The 24,318-nt window shown below is 49.3% G+C and carries 21 protein-coding genes; 4 read left to right on the plus strand and 17 right to left on the minus strand.

The window, feature by feature from the left end; translation table 11 throughout:
* Positions 1–306: 306 nt before the first annotated feature.
* The 4 genes from lspA to murJ all read right to left on the minus strand — a co-directional run bounded on the left by lspA (position 307) and on the right by murJ (position 6,427).
* Positions 307–792: a signal peptidase II gene (lspA, locus tag H8792_RS09595; protein ID WP_185978739.1), complete on the minus strand. Its 486-nt coding sequence runs from the start codon at positions 790–792 to the stop codon at positions 307–309.
* Between the two features lie 70 nt (positions 793–862).
* Positions 863–3,718, minus strand: a complete 2,856-nt coding sequence (ileS, locus tag H8792_RS09600) for an isoleucine--tRNA ligase (protein WP_185978740.1) — start codon at positions 3,716–3,718, stop codon at positions 863–865.
* 80 nt (positions 3,719–3,798) lie between these two features.
* Positions 3,799–4,746, minus strand: a complete 948-nt coding sequence (gene ribF / locus H8792_RS09605; protein ID WP_185978741.1) for a bifunctional riboflavin kinase/FAD synthetase — start codon at positions 4,744–4,746, stop codon at positions 3,799–3,801.
* A 148-nt stretch (positions 4,747–4,894) separates the two neighbouring features.
* Positions 4,895–6,427, minus strand: a complete 1,533-nt coding sequence (gene murJ / locus H8792_RS09610; protein WP_185978742.1) for a murein biosynthesis integral membrane protein MurJ — start codon at positions 6,425–6,427, stop codon at positions 4,895–4,897.
* 307 nt (positions 6,428–6,734) lie between these two features.
* On the opposite strand from murJ, the gene H8792_RS09615 reads away from it, so the two are divergent.
* Complete coding sequence (locus H8792_RS09615) at positions 6,735–8,366, plus strand: acetolactate synthase large subunit (protein WP_185978743.1); 1,632 nt, start codon at positions 6,735–6,737, stop codon at positions 8,364–8,366.
* Positions 8,367–8,440: 74 nt separating this feature from the next.
* Here the strand turns inward: H8792_RS09615 and rpsT are convergent, their stop codons facing one another.
* Entirely contained in the window at positions 8,441–8,704 is a 264-nt protein-coding gene (rpsT, locus tag H8792_RS09620) for a 30S ribosomal protein S20 (protein WP_185978744.1), read from the minus strand.
* Between the two features lie 352 nt (positions 8,705–9,056).
* Between rpsT and H8792_RS09625 the strand changes: the two genes are divergently transcribed.
* Together H8792_RS09625 and H8792_RS09630 are read left to right on the plus strand one after the other, a co-directional pair.
* The gene (locus H8792_RS09625; RefSeq protein WP_185978745.1) at positions 9,057–9,851 is read left to right on the plus strand and encodes a motility protein A; all 795 of its coding nucleotides are present in this window, start codon (positions 9,057–9,059) and stop codon (positions 9,849–9,851) included.
* Positions 9,852–9,860: 9 nt separating this feature from the next.
* On the plus strand, positions 9,861–10,550 hold the full coding sequence (locus H8792_RS09630; RefSeq protein WP_185978746.1) for an OmpA/MotB family protein: 690 nt from the start codon (positions 9,861–9,863) through the stop codon (positions 10,548–10,550).
* 21 nt (positions 10,551–10,571) lie between these two features.
* On the opposite strand, the gene rlmH is transcribed toward H8792_RS09630, so the two are convergent.
* From rlmH to leuS, 7 genes are all read right to left on the minus strand, one after another.
* Positions 10,572–11,042 carry a 23S rRNA (pseudouridine(1915)-N(3))-methyltransferase RlmH gene (rlmH, locus tag H8792_RS09635; protein ID WP_185978747.1) on the minus strand — a complete coding sequence of 157 codons (471 nt, stop codon included), beginning with the start codon at positions 11,040–11,042 and terminating at the stop codon, positions 10,572–10,574.
* Positions 11,039–11,416, minus strand: coding sequence for a ribosome silencing factor (gene rsfS, locus H8792_RS09640; RefSeq protein WP_324187611.1), 378 nt, complete (start codon positions 11,414–11,416; stop codon positions 11,039–11,041). The genes rlmH and rsfS overlap by 4 nt, the downstream gene beginning before the upstream one ends.
* Positions 11,417–11,506: 90 nt before the next feature.
* On the minus strand, positions 11,507–12,133 hold the full coding sequence (gene nadD, locus H8792_RS09645) for a nicotinate-nucleotide adenylyltransferase (RefSeq protein ID WP_185978748.1): 627 nt from the start codon (positions 12,131–12,133) through the stop codon (positions 11,507–11,509).
* A 7-nt stretch (positions 12,134–12,140) separates the two neighbouring features.
* Positions 12,141–13,394, minus strand: a complete 1,254-nt coding sequence (locus tag H8792_RS09650) for a glutamate-5-semialdehyde dehydrogenase (RefSeq protein WP_185978749.1) — start codon at positions 13,392–13,394, stop codon at positions 12,141–12,143.
* Positions 13,395–13,426: 32 nt separating this feature from the next.
* Positions 13,427–14,455 (minus strand): DNA polymerase III subunit delta, encoded by a 1,029-nt coding sequence (gene holA, locus H8792_RS09655; RefSeq protein WP_185978750.1) that lies wholly within the window; start codon positions 14,453–14,455, stop codon positions 13,427–13,429.
* On the minus strand, positions 14,452–15,003 hold the full coding sequence (locus tag H8792_RS09660; protein ID WP_194947660.1) for an LPS-assembly lipoprotein LptE: 552 nt from the start codon (positions 15,001–15,003) through the stop codon (positions 14,452–14,454). The genes holA and H8792_RS09660 overlap by 4 nt, the downstream gene beginning before the upstream one ends.
* Positions 15,004–15,038: 35 nt before the next feature.
* On the minus strand, positions 15,039–17,645 hold the full coding sequence (gene leuS / locus H8792_RS09665) for a leucine--tRNA ligase (RefSeq protein WP_185978752.1): 2,607 nt from the start codon (positions 17,643–17,645) through the stop codon (positions 15,039–15,041).
* A 217-nt stretch (positions 17,646–17,862) separates the two neighbouring features.
* On the opposite strand from leuS, the gene H8792_RS09670 reads away from it, so the two are divergent.
* Positions 17,863–18,255, plus strand: coding sequence for a zinc ribbon-containing protein (locus H8792_RS09670; protein ID WP_185978753.1), 393 nt, complete (start codon positions 17,863–17,865; stop codon positions 18,253–18,255).
* An 80-nt stretch (positions 18,256–18,335) separates the two neighbouring features.
* Here the strand turns inward: H8792_RS09670 and lnt are convergent, their stop codons facing one another.
* From lnt to miaB, 5 genes are all read right to left on the minus strand, one after another.
* Entirely contained in the window at positions 18,336–19,859 is a 1,524-nt protein-coding gene (lnt, locus tag H8792_RS09675; RefSeq protein ID WP_185978754.1) for an apolipoprotein N-acyltransferase, read from the minus strand.
* Between the two features lie 393 nt (positions 19,860–20,252).
* The gene (locus tag H8792_RS09680; RefSeq protein ID WP_185978755.1) at positions 20,253–21,113 is read right to left on the minus strand and encodes an HlyC/CorC family transporter; all 861 of its coding nucleotides are present in this window, start codon (positions 21,111–21,113) and stop codon (positions 20,253–20,255) included.
* Between the two features lie 52 nt (positions 21,114–21,165).
* Positions 21,166–21,645, minus strand: a complete 480-nt coding sequence (gene ybeY / locus H8792_RS09685) for an rRNA maturation RNase YbeY (RefSeq protein ID WP_185978756.1) — start codon at positions 21,643–21,645, stop codon at positions 21,166–21,168.
* 15 nt (positions 21,646–21,660) lie between these two features.
* On the minus strand, positions 21,661–22,662 hold the full coding sequence (locus tag H8792_RS09690; RefSeq protein ID WP_185978757.1) for a PhoH family protein: 1,002 nt from the start codon (positions 22,660–22,662) through the stop codon (positions 21,661–21,663).
* Positions 22,663–22,777: 115 nt separating this feature from the next.
* On the minus strand, positions 22,778–24,205 hold the full coding sequence (gene miaB, locus H8792_RS09695) for a tRNA (N6-isopentenyl adenosine(37)-C2)-methylthiotransferase MiaB (RefSeq protein ID WP_185978758.1): 1,428 nt from the start codon (positions 24,203–24,205) through the stop codon (positions 22,778–22,780).
* Positions 24,206–24,318: the final 113 nt, after the last annotated feature.

Genomic DNA, 24,318 nt, shown 5'->3' on the forward strand with positions numbered 1-24,318 from the left:
CAAGTAACTAGACAAAACCAGACAATCCAAGACTAGTCATGACAACAGTGAAAAAACGCTAACAAACCGACAAAATCATAACCAATAATTATGCTTATGGTCTATAAACTTAGTTTATTTGGGTATATAAAAGATTAAATAAAACTTAAGAAGTTATTTTCAGGTCGAGAAAATATAAAACAAAAGGCGGACAAATTCGCTTCGCAACAATAAAAACGAATCACAGAAGACATGAAAAAGACAAAATGATTGGGAGAGATTCGGAGGGGGAATATTCTCCGAATCGCATAATAGCAAGAGGTAAAATCAGGAAGATTTCTTCCAGAAAAACTCATTGAAAATCAGCAGAATCGCACCGATCGTGATAGCAACATCAGCCACATTGAAAGTCGCATAATGCCAGTTCCCTACATAGAAATCGATAAAATCGGTTACACGTCCGCTCAAAATGCGATCGATAAGGTTTCCGACCGCACCGCCAAGAATAAAATTGATCCCGACAGATTCGATCGATAATTTGGCAGGTAATTTCTTAAGCCAGAATAGCAGAATCACGCTCATGGCAATCGCCAGAAAAGCAAAAAACCAGCGCTGCCATCCGCCCATCTCAGCAAGAAAACTGAAGGCTGCTCCATGGTTATAGACCAGAGTCCAGTTCAAATACGGCATCACCTCGTAAGGGACACCAAAACTCAGATAGCTGACAGCCAGATATTTCGTCAGGTGATCGACAATGATCACCAGCACGCTCACCCACAGGGTCTTCAGCGCCGTAGAGGAAGAAAAGGACATTCCATTACCTTTTAAATTTACTATTGCATAAAAAACCGGGCCTCAAGCCCGGTTAAATTCTGTCTATATCTTATGCGAAATGACGCACTTCACCATCACCGACAACATTATCGACGCAGCGCTGGCACAGGTCAGGATGATCCGCATGCGCCCCGACATCAGACCTATGATGCCAGCAACGCGCGCATTTCGGCTTAGCGGTCGCTCCCGCGTCAACCCATAGACCGGATAGCTCGGATTCAATCGCCGCCGCAGTTTTTTCGGCCAACGGAAGAATTTTCGCTTCGGAAGTGATCAGCACAAAACGCAACTCATCCTGTAAACGGGATATCTTGTCGAACAACTTATCATCCGCATACAAGATAACTTCAGCAGTCAGAGAACCTTTAATAACTTTCTCGTTACGCAGTACTTCCAGCTGTTTGGCAACGGCAGAACGTACTTCCATCATTTCATTCCAGTAAGCGGAATTCATCGCAGCCGTCTCATCGAGTTCGGTCAGCGCATCGTACCATTGGGAAACAAACACCGTCTGTGCTCTGTCACCCGGAAGCACCTGCCAGATCTCTTCGGCGGTGAAACTCAAAATCGGTGCAATCCAACGCGTCATGGCTTCAACGATATGATACAGAGCAGTTTGAGCTGAACGGCGTGCCAGGCTATCCGCTTTACAGGTATATTGACGATCCTTGATGACATCCAGATAGAAAGCGCCCAGCTCGATCGAACAGAAGTGCGTCACCGCCTGATAGATATTGTGGAAACTATAGCTTTCGTACGCTTCGATAATCTCTTTTTGCAGTTTGGCCGCATGACCGATCGCCCACTTATCAAGCGGTAACAATTTGTCATATTCAACCAAATCGATCTGCGGATCAAAACCGTTAATATTCGCCAGCAGGAAACGTGCGGTATTGCGAATTCGGCGATAGGCATCGGCGGTACGACTAAAGATTTCGTCTGTGACTGTCATTTCATAACGATAGTCCACAGCGGAAATCCATAAGCGCAGAATATCGGCTCCGTATTGATTGGCAATATCCTGCGGCGCGATTCCGTTCCCCATCGATTTGGACATTTTCTTACCGTCCTTGTCTACGGTAAATCCATGTGTCAGAACTTGCTTGTATGGCGCCTGACCATCGATTGCCAGAGCCGTCAATAACGACGACTGGAACCAGCCGCGGTGCTGATCCGACCCTTCCAGATACAGATCGGCCGGAGCTTGCAATTCATCGCGTTGCCCAAGAACTGTGTAATGAGAAATACCGGAGTCAAACCAGACATCCAGAATGTCGGTGACTTTTTCATAATTATCCGCTTCGTCACCCAGCAATTCAGACGCATCCAGATCATACCAGGCGTCGATCGATTTCTCTTCAACCATCAAGGCAACTTTTTCCATCAATTCGGTGGTTTGCGGATGCATTTCACCGGTCACCTTGTGGATAAAAATGGTAATCGGCACACCCCAGAAACGCTGACGGGAAATACACCAGTCCGGACGTCCTTCAACCATACCTTCAATACGGTTCTGCCCCCATTCAGGAATCCATTGCACTTGAGGAATCGCTTGCATGGCCGCATCACGCAAACCGGCTTTTTCCATTGAGATAAACCATTGCGGAGTCGCTCGGAAAATCAACGGCGTTTTGGTTCTCCAGCAGTGCGGATAACTGTGCTCAATGACTTCGATGTGCACCAGCGCCTTATGCTCTTTCAATACTTCGATCACGTGATCGTCGACTTTCAGAACGTTTTCACCTGCAAACAAAGGTGTACCTTCGACGTAGTTGCCGTTGCCGTCAACCGGGCAATCCACTTCCAAATCGTATTTCAGACCGACCTGAAAATCCTCGACACCGTGGCCCGGCGCCGTATGAACACAGCCTGTACCGGCATCAGTGGTAACGTGATCACCCAGAATCAACGGCACGATTCGATCATAAAAAGGATGCTGCAGACGGATCAGATCAAACTGCTCGCCGCGCCCGTAAGCGACCACTTGGTAATTTTCGAAGCCCCAACGATCCATTGAGTCCTTGATCATTGCTTCAGCAAGGAACAATCTTTCGGGACCATGTTCGCCTTCGACCTGCACAACGGCATATTCCAATTCGGGATTGATGGAAACCGCTTGGTTAGCCGGCAGAGTCCAAGGCGTCGTTGTCCAGATGACGACCGATAAAGGCCCTTCACCGGTATGATCTTCAACATGATGACAACGCTCGAAAAAGGCCGCTTCGTCAATCACCTTAAAACGCACATCAATCGACTTCGAGCGCTTATTTTCATATTCGACTTCCGCTTCCGCCAGAGCTGAACGCCCACCGACAGACCAATAAACCGGCTTGGTCCCTTTGACCAGGTGCCCGTTTTCAATAATTTTTGCCAGAGCACGGATTTCATCCGCTTCAAATTTAAAATCTTTGGTCAGGTAAGGATGTTCCCAATCGGCCATTACACCCAGTCGTTGGAAATCCTTCATCTGCCCTTCGACCTGCTTCTGCGCGTAATCTCGGCACGCCTGACGGAAATCGGTCGCATTGATTTTTACACCGACTTTACCTTTTTTCTTTTCGACGTTCAGCTCGATCGGCAGACCGTGACAATCCCAACCCGGAACATAAGGTGCATCAAAGCCGTTCAAACCTTTCGATTTGACAATAATATCTTTCAATACCTTATTGATGGCATGCCCGGTATGAATATCGCCGTTTGCATACGGAGGGCCGTCATGCAGAATGAATTTCGGGCGCCCTGCCATATGTTCGCGAACCGTCTGGTACAGCGACTCGGACATCCAGGTGTCAACCTGTTTCGGCTCACGGTTCGGCAAATTGCCGCGCATCGGAAAATCGGTTTCCGGCAAATTCAAGGTCGGTTTATAGTCGGTGGTAGTGCTATCTTGGCTGTTATTGCTCATGCGTTACTCTCTAAAAACGTCGGAGGTCAAATCCATTAATTTCTTTTTTAATTATATTTTACGTGACAATCCAGACCGGCTTAATCGTCACCAGCGGCAAAAAACGCTCGTGCCTGTTCGGCATCTTGAGCAATCTGCTGCTTCAAAGCTTCCAAACCGTCAAATTTCATTTCCGGACGGATAAAATACGCCAGGTTGACGTCGATATGGCGACCGTATAAATCCTGGTCCCAATCGAACAGATGCACTTCGATTGACGGACGAACACCGTCAACCGTCGGGCGTAAACCGATATTCGCCACTCCCGGCCACGGACGGTCGGCAATACCGTCGACCCATACCGCAAACACCCCCATTACCGGCATCTGAATGCGCTTCGGATTCAGATTCAACGTCGGAAAACCGATGGTGCGCCCCAGCTTCTGACCATGAATAACACGGCCGTTAAAGGAAAACGGTCGTCCGAGCAATCGTTGTGCCTCAGCCAAATCCGGCTTTTGCAATGCGGCACGAATCCGCGTACTACTGACACGCTCTTCTTCTCGGCAAAAGGTCGGCATATCGGTCACGCTAAAGCCGAAAGATTCTCCGGCCTCTTGCAGGAAAGCATAGTCACCGAGGCGCCCTTTGCCGAAACGAAAATCGTCGCCAATCACCAGATGCTTGATATTCAACGCATCGACCAGCACCTGCTTTACAAATTCCTGCGCAGTCAGATTGGCAAAATCGGCATTGAACGGCATGCACAATACATAGTCGATCTGGGTATCCGCAAAGGCTTGCAGCTTCTCTCGCAAATTCATCAATCTATCCGGGGCACTCTGCGGAGAAAAATATTCGATCGGTAGAGGTTCGAAAATCATCACTACCGTCGGCAAACCGGTTTGCTTCGCCGTGCGGCAAAGTGCTTTCAAGACCTGTTGATGGCCCAGATGAATTCCGTCGAAATTACCTATAGTGAGAATGCAACCATCGAAAAAGCGTTTCTGACACGCCGATAAATTGTGTAAGCCTCGAATTAATTGCATCCCGTAATTACGCCTGTCGCCCAAGGTTTGAAAATCAAACGCTAAATTATAGCCTATTGCCAAGCATAACTATAGTCTATGCACATAAATAGCGCTTTGATAAATCACTGCAATTTTGCCGGCTTTTCCTAATTCCAACCTGCTCAATTCAAGCACGTTTGATCAAACGACGAGGAGACAGTCCCAAAAGCGCCAGAACAGCGAAATACAGCAGCATGGCACCGGCGACCAACGCAGACAGATAACCCAGCCGCTGCCAGGCGTCCATACTCATCCAGTCATTTAGAGACGGCGACAACATAAGCAGCAGCAGAGACATCGCCACCGAACCCAACGCAATCTTAACGGAAAAACCGATCCAGCCTTGCATAGGGGCAAAGACCTGTTGCTTACGCAGATACCAATACAGAAGGCCGGCATTCAAAAATGCGGAAATCGACGTCGCTGCCGCCAGCCCCACATGAGCAAAGGGCCCGATCAACGCCAGGTTCAGAACCATATTACTGACCAAAGCGATCACCGCCACCCTGACCGGTGTTTTCATATCCTTCCGGGAATAAAAGGCCGGTGCAAGAATCTTGACCAGAATAAAACCGAGCAATCCAAATGAATAAGCCATCAAGCTCAAAGACGACATTTCGACATCCTTGGCACTGAATTCACCGTAATAGAACAGGGTCGTTACCAGCGGCCCTGCCAGAATCAACAAGCCGAGCATGGCCGGCAATCCGATCAACAGAACCAGTCTGAGAGCCGAATCGAGATCCTGCCGAAACCCCTGCCAATCCTCTTTTGCCGCCATTTTCGACAACCCGGGTAAAACCACCGTTGCCAGAGCCACCCCGAAAACACCGAGCGGAAACTCCATCAAACGATCGGAATAGTACAGCCAGGAAACAGATCCGGTCACCAGAAACGATGCCAGAATGGTATCGACCAGCAAATTGATCTGCGCCACCGACACCCCGAAGAGTGCCGGAATCATCAAGCGCTTGACCTCCTGTACTCCCGGATCGGAATGTCGGGACGGACTCGGCAAAAGTCCGAGTCGATACAGAAACGGCAGGTGAAACAGCAACTGCACGACACCGGCGACCAGAACCCCCCAGGCCAGAGCCATGACCGGTACTTCCATAAGAGGAGAAACCCAAACGGCAAACGAGATCAAAACCAGATTGAGAAACACCGGTGTAAATGCCGGGACGGCAAACTGATTGTAGGTGTTCATAATTGCCGACGAAAACGCCACCAATGAGATCAGTAGCAGATAAGGGAAGGTGATTGACAGCATATCCGCCGCCAGATCGAATTTTTCCGGTTCATCGAGGAAACCGGGAGCAAACACCAGCATCCACAAAGAGGAACCGAACACCCCGAAAGCGGTCAGCAACAGCAGTATACCGCCTAGACGGAAACTGATCGCATCCACCAGATGTTTAACCGCCGCATGCCCGTTCTTCTCCTTTGCTTCGGCAAGAACCGGTACGAATGCCTGGGAAAATGCGCCTTCGGCAAACAGTCTGCGGAAAAAATTGGGAATTTTAAACGCGACAAAAAAAGCATCCGCGCCCATGCCGGCACCGAAATAACGGGCAATAATCACATCGCGAACAAATCCCAAAATTCGCGAAATCATGGTCATTGAGCCGACCGTGGCCGTTGCTTTAATAATGCGCTTCACCGCTGTTGTCTCTTACTTAAGGCCTGTTAACATCAGGGCCTGTTGAAAACTCGGATTTGATTCTGCTACCGGATAAAAAATTCAATCGTCGCGGCGCTCAGAGCGAGGTTTGCTTATCCCAAATAAGCAATGAGCAACACAAAATACTGGGGTTTCAACAGACTCTAGCGTGATTCGGCATTGTATCAAACCGTTTCGCTTCAACCTATCACTTAGTTGCCTTTCGTCGACAAACTGCATGCGAACGGTTTTTTTCGTCCGACAAGTGTGCCAAGATAGAAACCGACATCACTGGGAGGAGATTGCGATGAAAGCGGCCGAGCTGTTTGTAAAATGCCTCGAAAACGAGCAGGTGGAGTTTATTTTCGGTATTCCCGGAGAAGAAAATCTCGATCTGATGGATGCACTGCACGACAGTCAAATTCGCTTCATCCTCACCAGACACGAGCAAGGCGCCGCTTTTATGGCCGATGTCTACGGACGTTTAACCGGCCGTGCCGGGGTTTGCCTGTCGACGCTGGGACCGGGAGCAACCAACCTGGTGACCGGCGTTGCCGACGCCAATATGGACCGCGCGCCAGTCGTCGCCATTGCAGGACAGGCCAGCACTACCCGCTTGCACAAAGAGAGCCATCAGGTTCTTGATCTGGTCAATCTCTTCGAACCGATCAGCAAATACAGCACGCAGATATTGACTGCGGAAACCATTCCTGAAGTGGTACGAAAAGCCTTTAAGGTTGCCGAAGCGGAAAAACCGGGGTGCAGCTTCATCGACTTCCCGGAAAATATCGCCCAGCAGTCTTTGGATAAGGTTCCGTTAAAACGCCAGAGTCCCCTGCCGTCTTACGCCCATCCTTTAAAAGTCCGTCAGGCCGCAGAAATTCTTTCCTCTGCAAAATTTCCGGTGATCATCGCCGGCAACGGCGTTATCCGCTCGCGGGCGCATGAAGCGCTGCAGGAGTTTTCCGACAAATTGAATATTCCGGTGGCAACAACGTTCATGGCCAAAGGCGCCTTACCGTGCGATAACGAACGCTCCCTCGGCACCATCGGCCTGCAAGCACACGACTATATTTCCTGCGGTATCGATCGCGCCGACGTCGTGCTGTGTGTCGGCTATGACATAGTCGAATACCCTCCTTCTCTGTGGAACAGAGAATTCACCGCGCAAATTATCCATATCGACAGCCTGCCGGCCGAAGTTGACGAACATTATATCGTTGCCGCAGGACTGGTCGGGGATATTGGCAGTACCCTGCAAGCCATTGCCGCGATCAGCAAGCGGCATAACGATTCGCCTTATCTGGGTTTAAAGCTGAGCATTGAGCAGCGTTTTCACGAATACGACAACGATCGCAGTTTTCCTCTCAAACCGCAAAAAATACTGCATGATTTGCGCCAGATACTGCAACCGGAAGACAAAGTGATCTGCGATGTCGGCGCTCACAAAATGTGGGTGGCACGTATGTATCAGACCCTGTCTCCGAACAGCTGCATTATCTCCAACGGCTTTGCATCGATGGGTATCGCCCTACCCGGCGCCATTGCCGCAAAACTGGCTCAACCGCAAAATACCGTCGTCGCCGTCAGCGGTGATGCTGGAGCACTAATGAATATTCAGGAAATCGAAACCGCGGTTCGCTTGCAGATTCCGATCATTGTTCTGATCTGGAACGATTCCGGTTACGGTTTGATTCGCTGGAAACAACAAAACCAGTTCGGCCGCGAAACCTCCGTGGATTTCCAAAATCCGGACTTTATCAAGCTGGCCGAAGCCTTCGGCGCCAAAGGCTATCGTATCGAGAGCCATGACGCTTTACAGGCAACGTTGCAAAAAGCGATTGCCGATAACTGTGTGGTATTGATCGACTGTCCGGTCGACTATTCGGAAAACCTTAAACTCACGGAAGAACTGGGGCAAATGGTGTGCCCGACCTGAAATCATCAAACGGATTTCAGGCATAAAAAAACCGGGCAATGCCCGGTTCCTTTCTCACAACAACGTAGCTTGGATTAAGCCATCGCTTTAATGCGCGCGTTGATACGGCTCTTAGTACGTGCCGCTTTATTTTTGGTGATAATGCCTTTACGAGCCATACCATCCAATTTAGATTGCGCAGAACGGAACAATTCGTTTGCTTGAGCTTGGTCACCAGTTTGAATGCTGGCCAATACTTTTTTGATTGCAGTACGCATATCAGAGCGTAGAGCAACATTATGCTGACGATTTTTTTCCGCCTGACGGGCGCGTTTTGCAGCTTGAGCTGAGTTTGCCATAAGGAATTCTCCAAAATATTTTTACGTGTTAAGGATCCGTAGACCTAACCATTAACAATTAACACAACACTGCGTTTATGCGTACACAAAGCGCAATGACTACGATGTGACCCTCCAACCACAGAAGGAATCGCGAATTATCCACAATTACAATCACTTAGTCAAGCAGTCTTTGAACTTCAATTATTGTCGAAAAATTTCCCCTTTAAACGGCTGTTCACCTTATTCCTAGCAGAATATTTCCTAAATCCGTCAAGATATTTCTAAAAATTTTCCGCAAAGTGACGTTAATTTCAATAGGAATTAGAGTAATTCATAAAACAACACACAACAACGGGAAGCAACAAAGACCATGCATATTTCTCTTAGCGCACTTTTCGGATTTATTCTCGGGCTAGGGTTATTTGCCACCGCGGTTTTCTTCAACACCAGTAACTATCTAATGTTCTTCAGCCTATCGAGTCTTTTGATGGTGATCGGCGGAACCGTCGCGGCGGCGATGATCTCCTACGACGGGCGCTACGTTATTCTGGCGTTCGAAGAGATTTTATTCACTTTGACAACCGCAAAAGTCAATCCGGTGAAATTGTACGAAGACGTCGGTACCTTGATCGACTGGGCCAAAATTGTCCGCAGTCAGGGCTTGGTACAGCTGGAAAAAAAGATCGACAAACCGGAAGACGGTTTAAGCTTTTTAAATCAGTCTTTTATGTTTCTGCTCACCGGTTACAAGGGAACCCAGCTATACCGTTTATTACAGCATTCAAGAGAATCGATCTACGAAAGCAATATGCGCCCGGCAAAAGTTTTGCAAACCATGGCTTCGACTGCGCCGGCATTCGGCATGGTCGGTACACTGGTCGGGCTGATTATTATGCTTAACAGCATGGAAGGCGATCCAACCAAAATCGGCAGCGGTCTCGCCGTCGCGCTTTTGACAACTCTATACGGAGTGCTGATGGCTCAGCTGATACTCAAACCGGCCGCGCGCAAGCTGGAGTACAAACAGGATCTCGAGGCCCAGCGCAATCAGATATTGGCTGAAGGTATCGTACTGCTGTCCAAAGGAGCTTCGCCTTCTCTGATCGAAGACACCATGAACTCCTACCTTCATCCAAAATATCAATTTCGCCGAGCGGATCGCTAGGTTATGGCCATGAATGATAACAGCAAAGAGAACAAACTCGGCAAACCGAGCGAAGAAGAATCCGATGAATGGATGGTGACCTATGCCGACGCCATGACGCTGGTACTGGGCTTTTTCGTTCTGATACTGTCGATGTCGGTTATCCAGCAGAGCAAATTCGAAGTGATCTCGAAAGGGATTGACGAAGGCCTGCTCAAAAAACAACCGACCGCACAACTCAGTCCGCTGGCTGACCTGCACAAAAATTTGTCCGACACTTTGGTCGAGCATCAGATGATTCCCGACGAAGCGATTGAATCGGGAGAAAATTACCTGAAGATCGATCTGCCGGGAAGAATTTTATTTGCCACCGCCTCGGCGGATTTAAACCCGAAATCACTGGAACTGGTTGAAGAGATTGCCAAAAAAATCAAAAATTTTCCGCTGGACAATTTCGACGTCGAAATCGAAGGCCACACCGACAATGTACCGATCCATTGCGAGCGCTTCGCTTCCAACTGGGAGTTATCCTCCAGCCGGGCGATCAGCGTCCTGCAAGTGTTTCTCGATGCCGGCTGGGACAAGCATAAATTAAAAGCGATCGGCTATGCCGACAGTTTTCCGAAAGTTGCCAATCTCGATGAACAAGGGCACGCCATTCCGGAAAATCAGCAACAGAACCGCCGGGTCGAGATAAAAATCAGCAAAAAGTACATCTAATCCAAAAGCCGAAGGCAAGGATCACTCTCTGTGATACGGGTGATTCTGAATGACCGACCAGGCTCGATATAACTGCTCGGCTACCAGAATCCGCACCATAGGATGCGGCAGAGTCAATTTAGACAAACCCCACTTCCATTGCGCCTGTTGCAGAATCAAAACATCCAAACCATCCGGCCCGCCGACAATCAAAGCAATATCCTGCCCACCCCCGAGCCAGCCTTCCATCTGCTCGGCAAGCTGCAAAGTCGTAACCTGCTTGCCGTGCTCGTCCAGAACCATCATCCGAGCACCCTTCGGGACGGCAGCAAGAATCCGTTTGGCCTCATCCGCTTTATACTGTTCGACCGAGCCGGTTTTTCCACGCGGAGCCATCGGCAATTCAATCAGATTCAAACTGCACGCTTTCGGCATGCGTTTGGCGTACTCCTGATAACCGTCTTGAACCCATTTGGGCATTTTTTGCCCGACGGTAATGAAGTGGATAATCATGAGGCTTGATCGGAATCCTCAGACTTATTGAAACGCGTGGTTTGTGATTTGATGTCCCATAGTTTTTCCAAAGCGTAGTGCGCGCGCGCTGCTTCGGTCATAACATGCACAATAGCATCGCCAAGATCGACCAACACCCAATCCGGTTGCGGCCCTGACTCTACACCCAAAGGCGGTTCGCCGATCTCTTTAAATGCCTGCTCCAAATGCGAGCCCAATGCTCGAACATGGGTGGTCGAAGTTCCGGTTGCAATGACCATCAAATCGGCAAAACTGCTGATTCCAGCGATATCGATCACCTGAATGTCGCGCGCCTTACCGTCATCCAATGTCTTGACGATTAACTCTTCGGTCGCTTTCAAATCCAAACTCATTTCGGTTTTTTCTCCTCAGCCTTATCGGCCTTTCTATCGAAGCTTATCGCTAAGTCGATATTAACAATGTCGCCTACAGTCCTTTTTGACCTAAAACGACGAATAAAGTTGATGGTCGCGAATATAAGCGGCCACACCCTCCGGCAGCAAATAATCCACCGGCTCTCCGGCAGACAGACACTGACGGATAAAAGTCGAACTGATGTCCAGTTGAGTCACCCCCAGATCAATTATCTGTCCATGGGGCTCGGTAAATTCCGCCACCGCATAGTCTCGAAAAATTTTCCCTGCCTCTCCGTCTTGAGGTGGCAGTTCGCCCGGACGATGCATAACAACCAGATTCGCCAGCTGCAGAATCCGCTGCCACTGATGCCATGACGAGAACTTGGCAAAGGCATCACTGCCGAGAATCAGCACCAGACTGTCTTCTGGAAATTTCTGCGCCAGACTGTCCAGCGTCATCACCATATATGACGGCCCGTCGCGCTCAATCTCGATCCGGTCGAGCACAAATTTTTCCTGCGCGCCGATAGCCAGCTCAATCATCCTGCAGCGTGCCTCGGCATCCACATTGGGTGTATCGCGATGCACCGGCTGGGCGCAAGGAATGAAACGCACCTGATCCAGATTCAAACGCGTCATTACTTCCAAAACAGGTCGCAAATGCCCGAAATGAATCGGATCGAAGGTTCCGCCATTAATACCGATCAGCCGCATGCCCAGCCTATTCTCGGATATTTCCGTCACCGAGAACGATGTACTTCTGCGAGGTCAACCCCTGCAATCCGACCGGCCCGCGGGCATGAAATTTATCAGTACTGATACCGATTTCAGCTCCCAGACCGTATTCAAAACCGTCGGCAAAACGCGTCGAAGCATTCACCATAACCGAACTGGAGTCGACCTCCGTCAGGAAACGGCGTGCAGTGGTAATATTTTCGCTGATGATCGACTCGGTGTGCCCGGAGCTATATTGCGCGATATGCGCCATGGCTTCGTCGACATCTTTGACCACACGGATCGACAAAATCGGCGCGAGATATTCGGTTGCCCAATCCTCTTCGGTCGCCTCTTTGATATCGATCCACTGACGCGTTTGCTCGCAACCACGCAGTTCGACGCCTTCCTGAACATAGAGCCCGGCCAGCTTCGGTAAAACCTTAGGTGCCTGGGATTCGGCAACCAACAGTGTTTCCATCGCATTACACACGCCGTATCGGTGCGTCTTTGCATTGAACGCCACCTTCACCGCTTTGTCGAAATCGGCGTCATCATCAATATACACATGGCAGATACCATCCAGATGCTTTATCACCGGAACACGGGCATCGGCACTGATGCGCTCGATCAGCCCTTTTCCGCCGCGAGGAATAATAACGTCTACATAGGCCGGCATAGCGATCAACTCGCCGACTGCTGCCCGATCCGTGGTCTCGACAACCTGTACCGCAGCCTGCGGCAATCCCGCCTGCTCCAGTCCGGTTTGAATTGCACTTGCCAGAGCACGGTTTGAATAAGCCGCTTCCGAACCGCCACGCAAAATCGCCGCATTACCGGATTTCAAACACAAAGCCGCGGCATCGACAGTTACATTCGGACGCGATTCGTAAATAATCCCGACCACGCCTAAAGGCACACGCATCTTGCCGACCTGAATACCGGAAGGACGATAGCTCATTTCGGAAATTTCTCCGACAGGATCCTGCAAAGACGCAACCTGACGCAGCCCCTCGATCATGCCGTCGATGACTTTGTCGGATAGTGCAAGGCGGTCCAGCATGGCCGCATCCAAACCGTTGGTTTTTCCTTGCTCAAGGTCTTTGGCATTTTCCTGTTTTAACCGTTCTCTTTGGGCGTCAAGCTGCTCGGCAATCGCCAGAAGAGCACGATTCTTTACTTGTGTATCGGCTCTCAGTAAGGCTCGCGAGGCTTGACGAGCCTGCTGCCCCAAAGTCTCCATATAGGCTTTAATATCCATTTTTATCTTATTCTCCGTCTTATTCGCATCTCTCAGGACGCCATGGCCACAACCAGATCGTCAAGAGTCGACCAGATTTCCTGGTCATGCAAAATAGGCTGTATGCCTTTAATTCTTAAATCGGCCTGCAAAGCGGAACCCAATAATTTTTGCCAGTGTCCAAGATCTCCGCGACCTACCGCTGCACGATACTCACCCTGTCGCGAGGACCAGATCCTGCACTGCTTAAATGCCTGCGGCAACGCAATCTGCCGGCAAAGCTGTGTCAGCTCGACCAACTGACGCAGTTCTTTGCTCAACAACCACAAAATAATGGCTGCCTCGATGCCTTCCTGCCTGAGACGCTGCAGGATTTGCAAGCTCTCGTTCAACTGACCGTTCAGCACCGAACCGGCCAGAGCGAACAGCTGGTAGTGCGCCTGATCGACTACCGTCTGCGCGACAAAATCAACACTGATTTGCCCGGACGGCGGCGATAAAAGCGCAATCTTTTGCAATTCCTGATCTGCCGCCAACAGATTACCCTCGGTCCGTTGGGCCAGCAGCGCTGCCGCTTCGGAATCCAGCTGCAACCCTAAAGAAGCTCCGCGATCCTGGCACCATTTCGGTAATGCCGCAATCGGAACCGGCTTAGCCTGTACGACCAAACCTTTCGCTTCAATCGCTGCAACCCACTTAGCCTTAAGCTGTTTACTGTCCAAGCGCTCGCATTGCACGATCAATACCGTTTCCGGTACCGGTCCGGTTTCATATTCGCCCCAGGAACAGATGAAATCACTCCCCTCTTTTCCCGGATTGCCTTTCGGCATATTCAATTGCAAATAACGCTGTTCGGAAAACAGTGAACCGGAAGCGGTTTCCATTTGCAAAGCGCGCCAGTCAAAACCGGCATCCACCTCATAAACATCGGAGCCGATATAACCGTACTGGACTAATTTCTGGCGCAGGGCATCACTGCAATCCCGCAAAAAAAGCGGTTCTTCACCATAGATCAGATAGACCGGCTTGACCTCGAATTGAGGAGAAACAATCTGGTTCAGAAACGCACTTGCCAGAATCACTGAGTGGAACCGCCTTTCAGTGTATTGAGATAAGCGCTGTAATCGGCATGAATCTTAAACAGCAGCTTATCGGCCAGGGTTTTCGACATCTGTTCTCTCAGGCTCTTCAACTCCGCCTCGGAAGCTAAAACCGCATCCGGCTGTAGTTGTCGATCCCTCTGAACCAGCAAACGCCCGGCACTAAGCAAGCGATCATTATTTTCGGCATACAGGCTGTATGCAACCGACAAAGTGAGCAGCTCAGCTGTGGTATCACCCTGTCCCGAACGCGCCGTTCTGCGCTGAGTAAATTCCGCCTGTCCGAGCGAAACCGTCACTTGGGCATCTTTGAGCGATTTGGCCAGCTGGATACCGCCGTCCGGCCAATAACTGAGTATCGCGCGGCGCAAGTCGTAATCGAGATTATCAAGCTCTTCGACATACACCTTCTGCAAAACGCCGGTCTGAGCGCCGGTTCCGCGCAGTTGAAAACTACATGCACTCAGCAATGCGGCCCATACGAGAATGAACCCAAACCGATACCAGCGGATTGATCCTTGTGTCGTCATCACAGCTATTACCTCCAACTAAACGCCACTTTACCTTAAGCGCTCGGTTTAACAACCAAGTTCACCAAGCGCCCCGGAACCAGAATTTCCTTGACGATCTGCTGCCCTTCCAAAAACTTCTGCACAGCTTCGTTTTCCTTGGCACTATTTAAAATCGAATCTTTATCGGCATCGGCAGCGACTTCAATCTTGCCGCGCAATTTACCGTTAACCTGAACCATCAATTCGATCTCTGACTTAACCAGTGCCGATTCATCGACTGCCGGCCAGGGAACATCAACCACCAGGCCTTCTTTACCTAAAGACTCCCACAGACTCTGCGCCATGTGCGGCGTCATCGGCGAAAGCATCAACACCAACACTTCTAACGCTTCCTGCATCAGAGCACGATCCGCATCCCCCGCTACACAGAACTTGCTGATGTCGTTCATCAATTCCATACAAGCGGCAATCGCGGTATTGAAGGTCTGGCGGCGCCCCATATCGTCACCGACTTTCTGCAAAGTCTCATGCAACTTCAGACGCAGCGCTTTAGCATCCTTGCTCAAACCTTCCGAACCGGTACCGGCTACAACCGCACCGCTTTCAAGGTGGCTGTGTACCTGACGCCAGACACGGTTTACAAAACGCGAACAACCTTCCACCCCTTTGTCCGACCATTCCAAAGTCTGCTCCGGCGGTGCGGCAAACATAATATACAGGCGCAAGGTATCGGCACCGTACTGATCGATCAATGTCTGCGGGTCGATACCGTTGTTTTTCGATTTCGACATTTTAATGATGCCGCCGTACTGCACTTCAGTGCCGTCAGACTTCAACTTACCGCCGATAATCGTGCCTTTTTCGTCGGTGATCGGCTCAACATCCAGCGGTGAATACCAATCCTGCTTACCGGACTCGTCCTGAGTAAACCAGCTGCTCGCCAACACCATCCCCTGCGTCAGCAAATTCTTGAAGGGTTCATCACTCTTGACCAGGCCTTCGTCACGCATCAATTTGTGGAAAAAACGCGCATACAACAGATGCAGAATTGCGTGTTCAATCCCGCCGATATATTGATCGACCGGCAACCAGTGATCGGCACGCTCGTCCAACATACCTGTCGTGCAATCTTTCGAAGTATAGCGCGCGTAGTACCACGACGACTCGAAGAAGGTATCGAAGGTATCGGTTTCACGCTTGGCGCGACCGCCGCACTGCGGACATTCGCAGTTTTTAAACTCTTCCAGTTTTGCCAACGGCGAACCGGCACCATCCGGCACCAGATCTTCCGGCAGGCGTACCGGCAGCTGGTCTTCCGGAACCGGCATCACACCGCACGCCGGGCAATAAATCGCCGGAATCGGACAGCCCCAATAACGTTGACGGGACACACCCCAATCGCGCAGGCGGTAGTTGGTCTGCTTCTCACCGAGCCCCTTTTCACTCAGCACCTTCGCCATAGCTTCCAGCGCCTCTGCGGATTTCAAACCATCGAACTCGCCGGAATGAAACAACACGCCTTTCTCGGTAAAGGCCGCTTCGGAAACATCCACCGACGCTTCGCCTTCCGGCAAAATCACCGCATTAATCGGCAAAGCGTATTTTTTAGCAAACTCGAAATCACGCTGATCATGTGCCGGAACCGCCATCACAGCACCTGTACCGTAACCCATCAATACAAAATTGGCCGCCCACACCGGGACGATTTCGTCGGTAATAGGATGGCGCACACGGACACCGGTATCGACCCCTTTCTTCTCCATAGTTTCGATATCGGCTTCGGAAGTCGAGGTGTGCGAACACTCTTCGATGAAACTTGCCAGCGCTTCGTTGTGAATCGATGCCTTATGCGCAATCGGATGATCGGCGGCAACCGCAACGTAGCTTACGCCCATCAAAGTATCCGGACGGGTGGTATAAACATCCAGCGTTTGATTCGGGCGACCTTCGATCGGGAACGAAATCTGCAAACCGTTGGATTTACCGATCCAGTTTTTCTGCATGGTCTTGACCTGTTCCGGCCAACCGTCCAACTGATCGATGTCCTGCAAAAGCTCTTCGGCATAATCGGTGATCTTTACAAACCACTGCACGATATCTTTTTTCTCGACCGGCGCCCCTGAGCGCCACCCTTTACCGTCGATGACCTGTTCGTTCGCCAGTACGCATTGATCGACCGGATCCCAGTTCACCTGCGACATCTTACGATACACCAAGCCTTTTTCCATCAGACGGGTAAACAGCCACTGTTCCCAACGGTAATATTCCGGATGGCAGGTTGCCAGCTCACGACTCCAATCGTAACCCAAGCCAAGTGATTTCAGCTGATTACGCATATAGTCGATATTCGAGTAGGTCCACTCCGCCGGAGCGCGCTGGTTTTGCATAGCGGCATTCTCCGCCGGCAAACCGAAGGCATCCCACCCCATCGGCTGCAAAACGTTCTTGCCTTGCATACGTTGAAAACGCGAGATTACATCGCCAATGGTGTAATTACGGACGTGCCCCATGTGCAACTTCCCGCTAGGGTAAGGAAACATCGACAGACAATAGAATTTTTCTTTATCGGAATCTTCCTTTACGACAAAGGTTTGATTCTCATCCCAAACTTTTTGAATTTCCGCTTCTAATTTCTGAGGTTGATACTGAATGTCTGCCATGGTAATTTCTTTAGGGTTCCTTTTAAGACGATGAAAGATTTTCCGTTAGTCGAATTATTTTGTCGTCCGATTGCAAAAACTTGTTATCAAAAATAAATAAGTTCAATATTATACAAAATAAAATCCTGTTTTATCGCCGTGAAATTCATGCATTTCAACCATCGGATTTCCCGAGAATAAACCCGGCGCCAAAACATCAAAAACGGAGACTTCACTCATGAACCGAAATAAAATGCTTCACGCCTACCGAACTTTATTGAATCATGCCAAAGAGACGCTCTTCTCCGCCGAGCAGAAAACCTGGCAACTGCTTGGTCAGGCGGTTGAAAAAGCCGAACAGGCGGACCACGATCTGGCGGAATTATCCGCGCGTGAGTTCGAGCAAGTGCAAAAAGATGTCCACGCCGATCTGATGCAGACCGCAGAATATCTGGCCGAAGTGGAACAAGGAATAGACGAGTTTCTGGAGATGGACCTACCGATCCTGGAAAAAATCTTGATCGACAAGGCACTAAGTCTGGCCGATCCGACCGAGATCACGGTATTAAGAATGCGTTTGGCAGCGGCAATGGACGAGAAGCACCCAGCCTTTTCACACCCAAACCACTAAGCCCGAAAACAAGACAGAGTACCGCAAATCCTCTGAATGGCAATTTGCGGTATATCGTCAAAGCATGAAGTTATGACAATCTAAGACTCTTGTTTAGCCTCAAGTCGCTTGCGCCATAGAAGAGCGAGAAGCATCAGTCCCAGAATCGTCATGATCGGCCACCATTTCCATTGCGCGTAGAAAGTCATGCCGTCATACGGTTGGATCATGCCACGCAAAAAGCCCGTTTGATAGGCGGGAATCTGCTGCTTAATACGCCCTTTGACATCCACAATCGCCGTATAACCGGTATTAGTCGAGCGGGCAATTTCCCTTCCAAGCTCCAAAGCACGCATCTGCACATCCTGAAGCTGCTGGGCCGGCTCAAAAGTGTGGGCAAACCAGGCATCATTACTGACGGTAATCAGATATTTGGCCTCCGGCAATTGCCTGGCCAACTCTTCTCCGAACGCCATTTCAAAACAGATACTCAGACCGGCTTTCTGCCCGCCCAACTCCATTGGCTTCGGTTCGTCGTTTCCGGCAGTAAAAGTGGCATACGGAATATCAAACAGATGACTCAAAAATTTAAAAGCATCGTTAAAAGGAAAATACTCGCTAAACGGTACCAGGTGATGCTTGTAGTAGCGATCTTCCGGCTTATGTACATTAATTAAAGCGTTGTAATAATCATTCGACTGCGGCGCACTGTCGATTACCCCAATTAAAACATCGGCATTCAGTATCTGCGCATCCTTAATAAAACTGAAGAGCGCGCCTTTTTCGACAATCTTGTAATAGGCGGGAATGGCCGTTTCCGGCCAGACAATCACCTGGGCATCCAAGTTCAACCTGGTCATACCGACATAGGTTTTCAAGGTCGGCATAAACTCTTCCGCCAGCCATTTTCGCTCCTGCGGAACATTCCCCTGTAACAGTGCAATGTCTATCGGCTTGCCAAGCGGCTTAACCCATTGAACCTGCTGTAACGCCAGGCCGCCAAACCAGACAAGCCCCATCACCAACGCGCTGGTGACCCAAGCCTGCTTCTTGACCAACAGCAACAGCACCGACGCACTCATGGCAACAGCCAAACTGACTCCCCAGACACCAAGCAAGGGTGCATAGCCGTCAACCCATGTATGTAAATGACTGACTCCGACCAGCAAAAACGGATAACCGCCGAAGACGCTACCGCGCAGCAATTCACCAAGCATCCAGACCAGAGGAAAAACCAGCAGCAAATTCCAGTAAGTATCAGCGGTACGTAACCGACACGCCAGCCACCCTGCAAGAGCGCTAAACAAGGCTAAATAAAAAACAAAACCGAAGGTCAAAATAACCGCCAGCGGCAGCCAAACACTGGAATAGAAATAAATACTGGAAAACAGCCAGCTAACTCCAAAACCGAACAGCCCCAAACCAAACCAGAGTCCGATTTTGAAACCTTGCCTCGGCGCGTCCGCTTTCAGCCACAACCAAAACAGACCCAGCAAAGAAAACAGCATCAAAGGCGATAAAAAGAAAGGAGCGAAAGACAAAACACCTAATCCACCCAACAACAGGGCAAAAAGATGAATTTTACCGGGAACAGCCAAATCCTTTATGGCGCGAAAGAATCTCATATTCAGTATCTCAACTTTACCTTCGACTTGTCATCAAAGGCCACAATTCATACCGTTTCGCATCAAGCGAACCAGTTCTGAAAGTTAAATTAATCTTTACGGCGCCCTGAAGACTAAAGCCGGTTGAAAATCCACATCCACAATTAGGCAGCGACAGAATCAGATATGAATTTTCAACAGACCCAAGTCGGAGCCACGATGTTTTAACAGATATAAACAAAGATTGCAAAACGGCTTACAGGAAGTTGGCGGGGAAATTTGAAATCAGCCTATAGCAAAGCCTGACAATAACACGGTGGGACGGAGAATATTATAGATGCAGATTTTTTTTAAAATCCCGCTCACATATCGGAAACGGGATCATAAAAATATGCAGACAGGAAAGTGAACAAACTATCCGGCAACCGGCATTCCCTCTCCAGCTTCAACCCCATCCAAAGGACGCACTTCGAGCAATTCCACTCGACGGTCGGAAGCTTTCAATACTTTGATATACAGGTTTTCATACTCGACTTCTTCCTCAACGCGAGGAACGTGCCCCAACTGCACCGCCAGAAAACCACCGATGGTTTCCGTGCTTTCATTCTCGATTTCGACATCAAAAAATTCACTAAATTCATCCAGCGGGGTAATCGCCTGCACAGCATAAGATTCACCGGCACGTTTCTGAATATTGCTTAGCTCGTCTTCATCGTGCTCATCTTCAATGTCACCGACGATCTGTTCCAAGACATCTTCAATCGTAATCAAACCAGCTAATTCGGCATATTCGTCGACCACCAGAGCCAAATGGTTTCGCGAAGTTTTGAAATCTCTCAGCAAGACATTCAAACGCTTGCTCTCCGGCACAAATTTCGGTTCGCGGTAAATTGCCTGCAGATCTTCTTTTGAGCTCAGCTCACCCTTTACCACCGCACGAAAAACGTCTTTTGCCAGCAAAACACCGACAATTTTATTCTCTTCCATCACAGGGTAACGCGAATGCGAACTTTCCAGCATAGATTCCAGAATTTTTTCCAACGGTTCGGATGCATCGATCAGTTCAATTTGCGGCCGCGGGATCATAATATCTCGGGCACGCAATTCGGAAACATCCAGAACACCCTCAATCATCACGAGGGCATCATCATCTATCACACCCTGGGACTGCGCTTCTTTCAATACATCTACAAGATCTTCCCGACTCTCCGGTTCATCTGAAAATACCTTTCCAAGACGCTCTAACCACGAAGAGCCGCTACTACTGTCACTCATTACCGTTATTTACCTCTAACTGGTCAAAAAACTCGGAGGTTCATGCGAGAAGCTAATATTCGTCCTGCGCATAGGGGTCCCCGTACCCCAAGTTGTGCATAATTTCACTTTCCAAGGATTCCATCTCCTCGGCATCATCGTCTTCTATATGGTCGTAGCCGAGCAAATGCAAGCAACCGTGTACCACCATATGCGCCCAATGCGCTTCGAGACTTTTTCCTTGCTCTTCCGCCTCTTTGCGAACTACCTCGGCGCAGATCACCAGATCACCCAGATAAGGTAACTCTTCACCCAAGTCAACCAAACCCGGAGGCTGCTCGAACTCAAACGACAGTACATTAGTCGGCTTGTCTTTATCACGATATTCGCGATTTAGTGTCTGGCTTTCCTCTTCATCGACAATTCGGATCGTAAGCTCTGTATAACGATCATAAAGTGCGCTGCCCAAGGACGTCGAAACCCAATGTTCGCACTGTTCCAAAGTTGGAATTTCCTGCGGTTCAATCGCCCATTGCAAATCGATATCAAGCATGAAATCCCCCTTTGATTACTCGTTCGACTTTTCCGGTTTGTTGAAGTTGTTTTTTTCGGCCTTTTTGCGGTCATAACGATCATAAGCATGGACGATTTTCTGTACCAATGCATGCCGAACAACATCCTGAGCCTGATAGAAAGTGAACCCGATTCCATCAACACCTTCCAACACTTCAATGACATGCCGCAAACCGGACATCTGATGCTTTGGCAAGTCGCATTGCGTGATATCACCGGTAATAACCGCTGTCGACCCGAAACCGATTCGGGTCAAAAACATTTTCATCTGCTCGACGGTCGTATTCTGAGCTTCATCCAAAATAATGAACGCCTCGTTTAAAGTCCGTCCGCGCATAAACGCCAGAGGAGCAATTTCGATCACGTTTTTTTCAATCATGCGCTCAACGGTTTCAAAGCCCATCATCTCAAATAGAGCATCAAACAAAGGGCGAAGGTAAGGGTCTACCTTCTGACTCAAATCGCCAGGCAGAAAGCCTAGCTTTTCACCAGCCTCCACAGCCGGGCGAGTTAAAATAATACGTCGTACCTGTTCATTTTGCAGCGCTTGTACCGCACAAGCGACCGCCAGATAAGTTTTACCCGTACCGGCCGGCCCGATGCCGAAATTCACATCATGCGTTTGAATCGCCTCAACATAACTGGCCTGATTCGGATTACGAGTCTGAATGGTTTTGCGACGGGTCTTGATTACCTGCTGCTGATAATCCATCGTCTTAGCTTCGTCGAAACCGAGTTCATGCAATACCAGATGAATTTTGTCCGGCATCAACGTTTCTTTTCCGGTCAGCTCATACAAATCCCGGATCACCTGCTCGGTTTTCACCAAACGATCCGCCAGCCCGGTGACGAAAACCTGAAACCCACGAACATTTATTTCGACACCTAATCGCAGTTCAACCTGCTCAAAATGCTCATTACGCCATCCCGATAAATTCTGCAAACGTTCATTATCTTCGGGATAAAGATAAAACTGGATGGTATGAAGTGTCGACAAAAAACGCCTCGGTGGTTATGGAAAATAAAAGGAATCAGGTTTCAGTAATCATCAGAGACCTCAAGGACAAGGTCTCAATATACACAGACACAAACGGATAGGGTTGACAATTAGTTTACAGTGCATAGAACTGAGGTGCAACGTGTCTGTCCGCTTCCGGCGTTGCAACCACTTTACCACGCAAAGAATTGGCAAAGGCTTCGAGGATTTCCACATCGACAAACTGGCCGATCAATTCCGGCGAACCTTCAAAATTTACCACGCGATTATTTTCGGTACGGCCTGCTACTTCGGTAAAGGAATTTCGCGACAAACGCTCGACCAATACGCGCTGAACGGTACCGACCATACCTTCGCTAATCGCCTGAGTCTGTTTATTAAGCAGTTCTTGCAAAGCGTAAAGGCGACGTTTCTTCTTTTCCATCGACTCTTCATCCGGCAAGCTTGCCGCAGGGGTACCCGGTCTAGGACTATAGATAAAGCTAAAGGAGCGGTCATACTCCAATTCCTCAACCAGTTTTAAGGTTTCTTTGAAATCGTCACACGTCTCCCCCGGGAAGCCGATGATAAAATCGCCGGACAAACTTAGGTTTGGACGCAATTTGCGGATCTTACGGATTGTCGACTTATATTCGATCGCCATATGATTGCGTTTCATCAACGCCAACACACGATCGGAACCGGATTGGATCGGTAAATGCAAATGCGACACTAACTCCGGAATCTCTGCGTAACAATCAATAATACTCTGCGTCATTTCGTTTGGATGCGACGTTGTAAAACGGATACGATCAATACCGTCGATCGTACGAATTGCATGCATTAAAACCGCCAGATCGGCAATCTCGCCATCTGCCATCACACCACGATAAGCGTTAACATTCTGTCCGAGCAGATTGACTTCACGCACACCTTGAGAAGCGAGGGTACGAATTTCACGCATGACATCTTCAAACGGGCGACTGACTTCTTCACCGCGCGTGTAAGGCACAACACAGAAAGTACAATACTTGGAACAACCTTCCATAACGGAAACCATAGCGGAAACCCCATTTACTTCCGGTTCCGGCAGGTTGTCGAATTTCTCGATTTCAGGAAAGGAGATGTCGATAACGGCGCGCTTTTTCTTGATGCTATCGTCACCGCGCAAACGTAACGCCTCATCGATCATTGCCGGCAAACGATGCAACGTCTGAGGGCCGAAAATAACGTCCACGCTTGGCGCTCTTTGACGAATCACTTCCCCTTCTTGAGAAGCAACACATCCGCCGACACCGATAATGCGATTAGATTTTTGCTTTTTCCATTTTTCCCAGCGCCCCAGCTCGGAAAACACTTTCTCCTGCGCTTTTTCACGGACCGAACAGGTGTTCATCAACACTACATCGGCTTTTTCAGGCTCATCCACCAGCTCCAAGCCGTAGGTTTTTTCCAGCAAACTGGCCATTTTCTCAGAATCATACTCGTTCATCTGACAGCCGTAAGTAATCAAATACAATCCGCCGGCAAAAGGAGTGTTGTGCGATTCAAGATTTCCGCTCATAGTTTCCGCTCATCTATTAAAAGGATTCGTTATATTGTTGTTACTTTCGGGCTTTTATGCCATGCGAAAGGATACAAATTTCAAGGGCGCGTATTCTAACACAGCGCAACACA

The organism is Thiomicrorhabdus heinhorstiae (assembly GCF_013391765.2).
GTDB classification, from domain to species: Bacteria; Pseudomonadota; Gammaproteobacteria; order Thiomicrospirales; family Thiomicrospiraceae; genus Thiomicrorhabdus; species Thiomicrorhabdus heinhorstiae.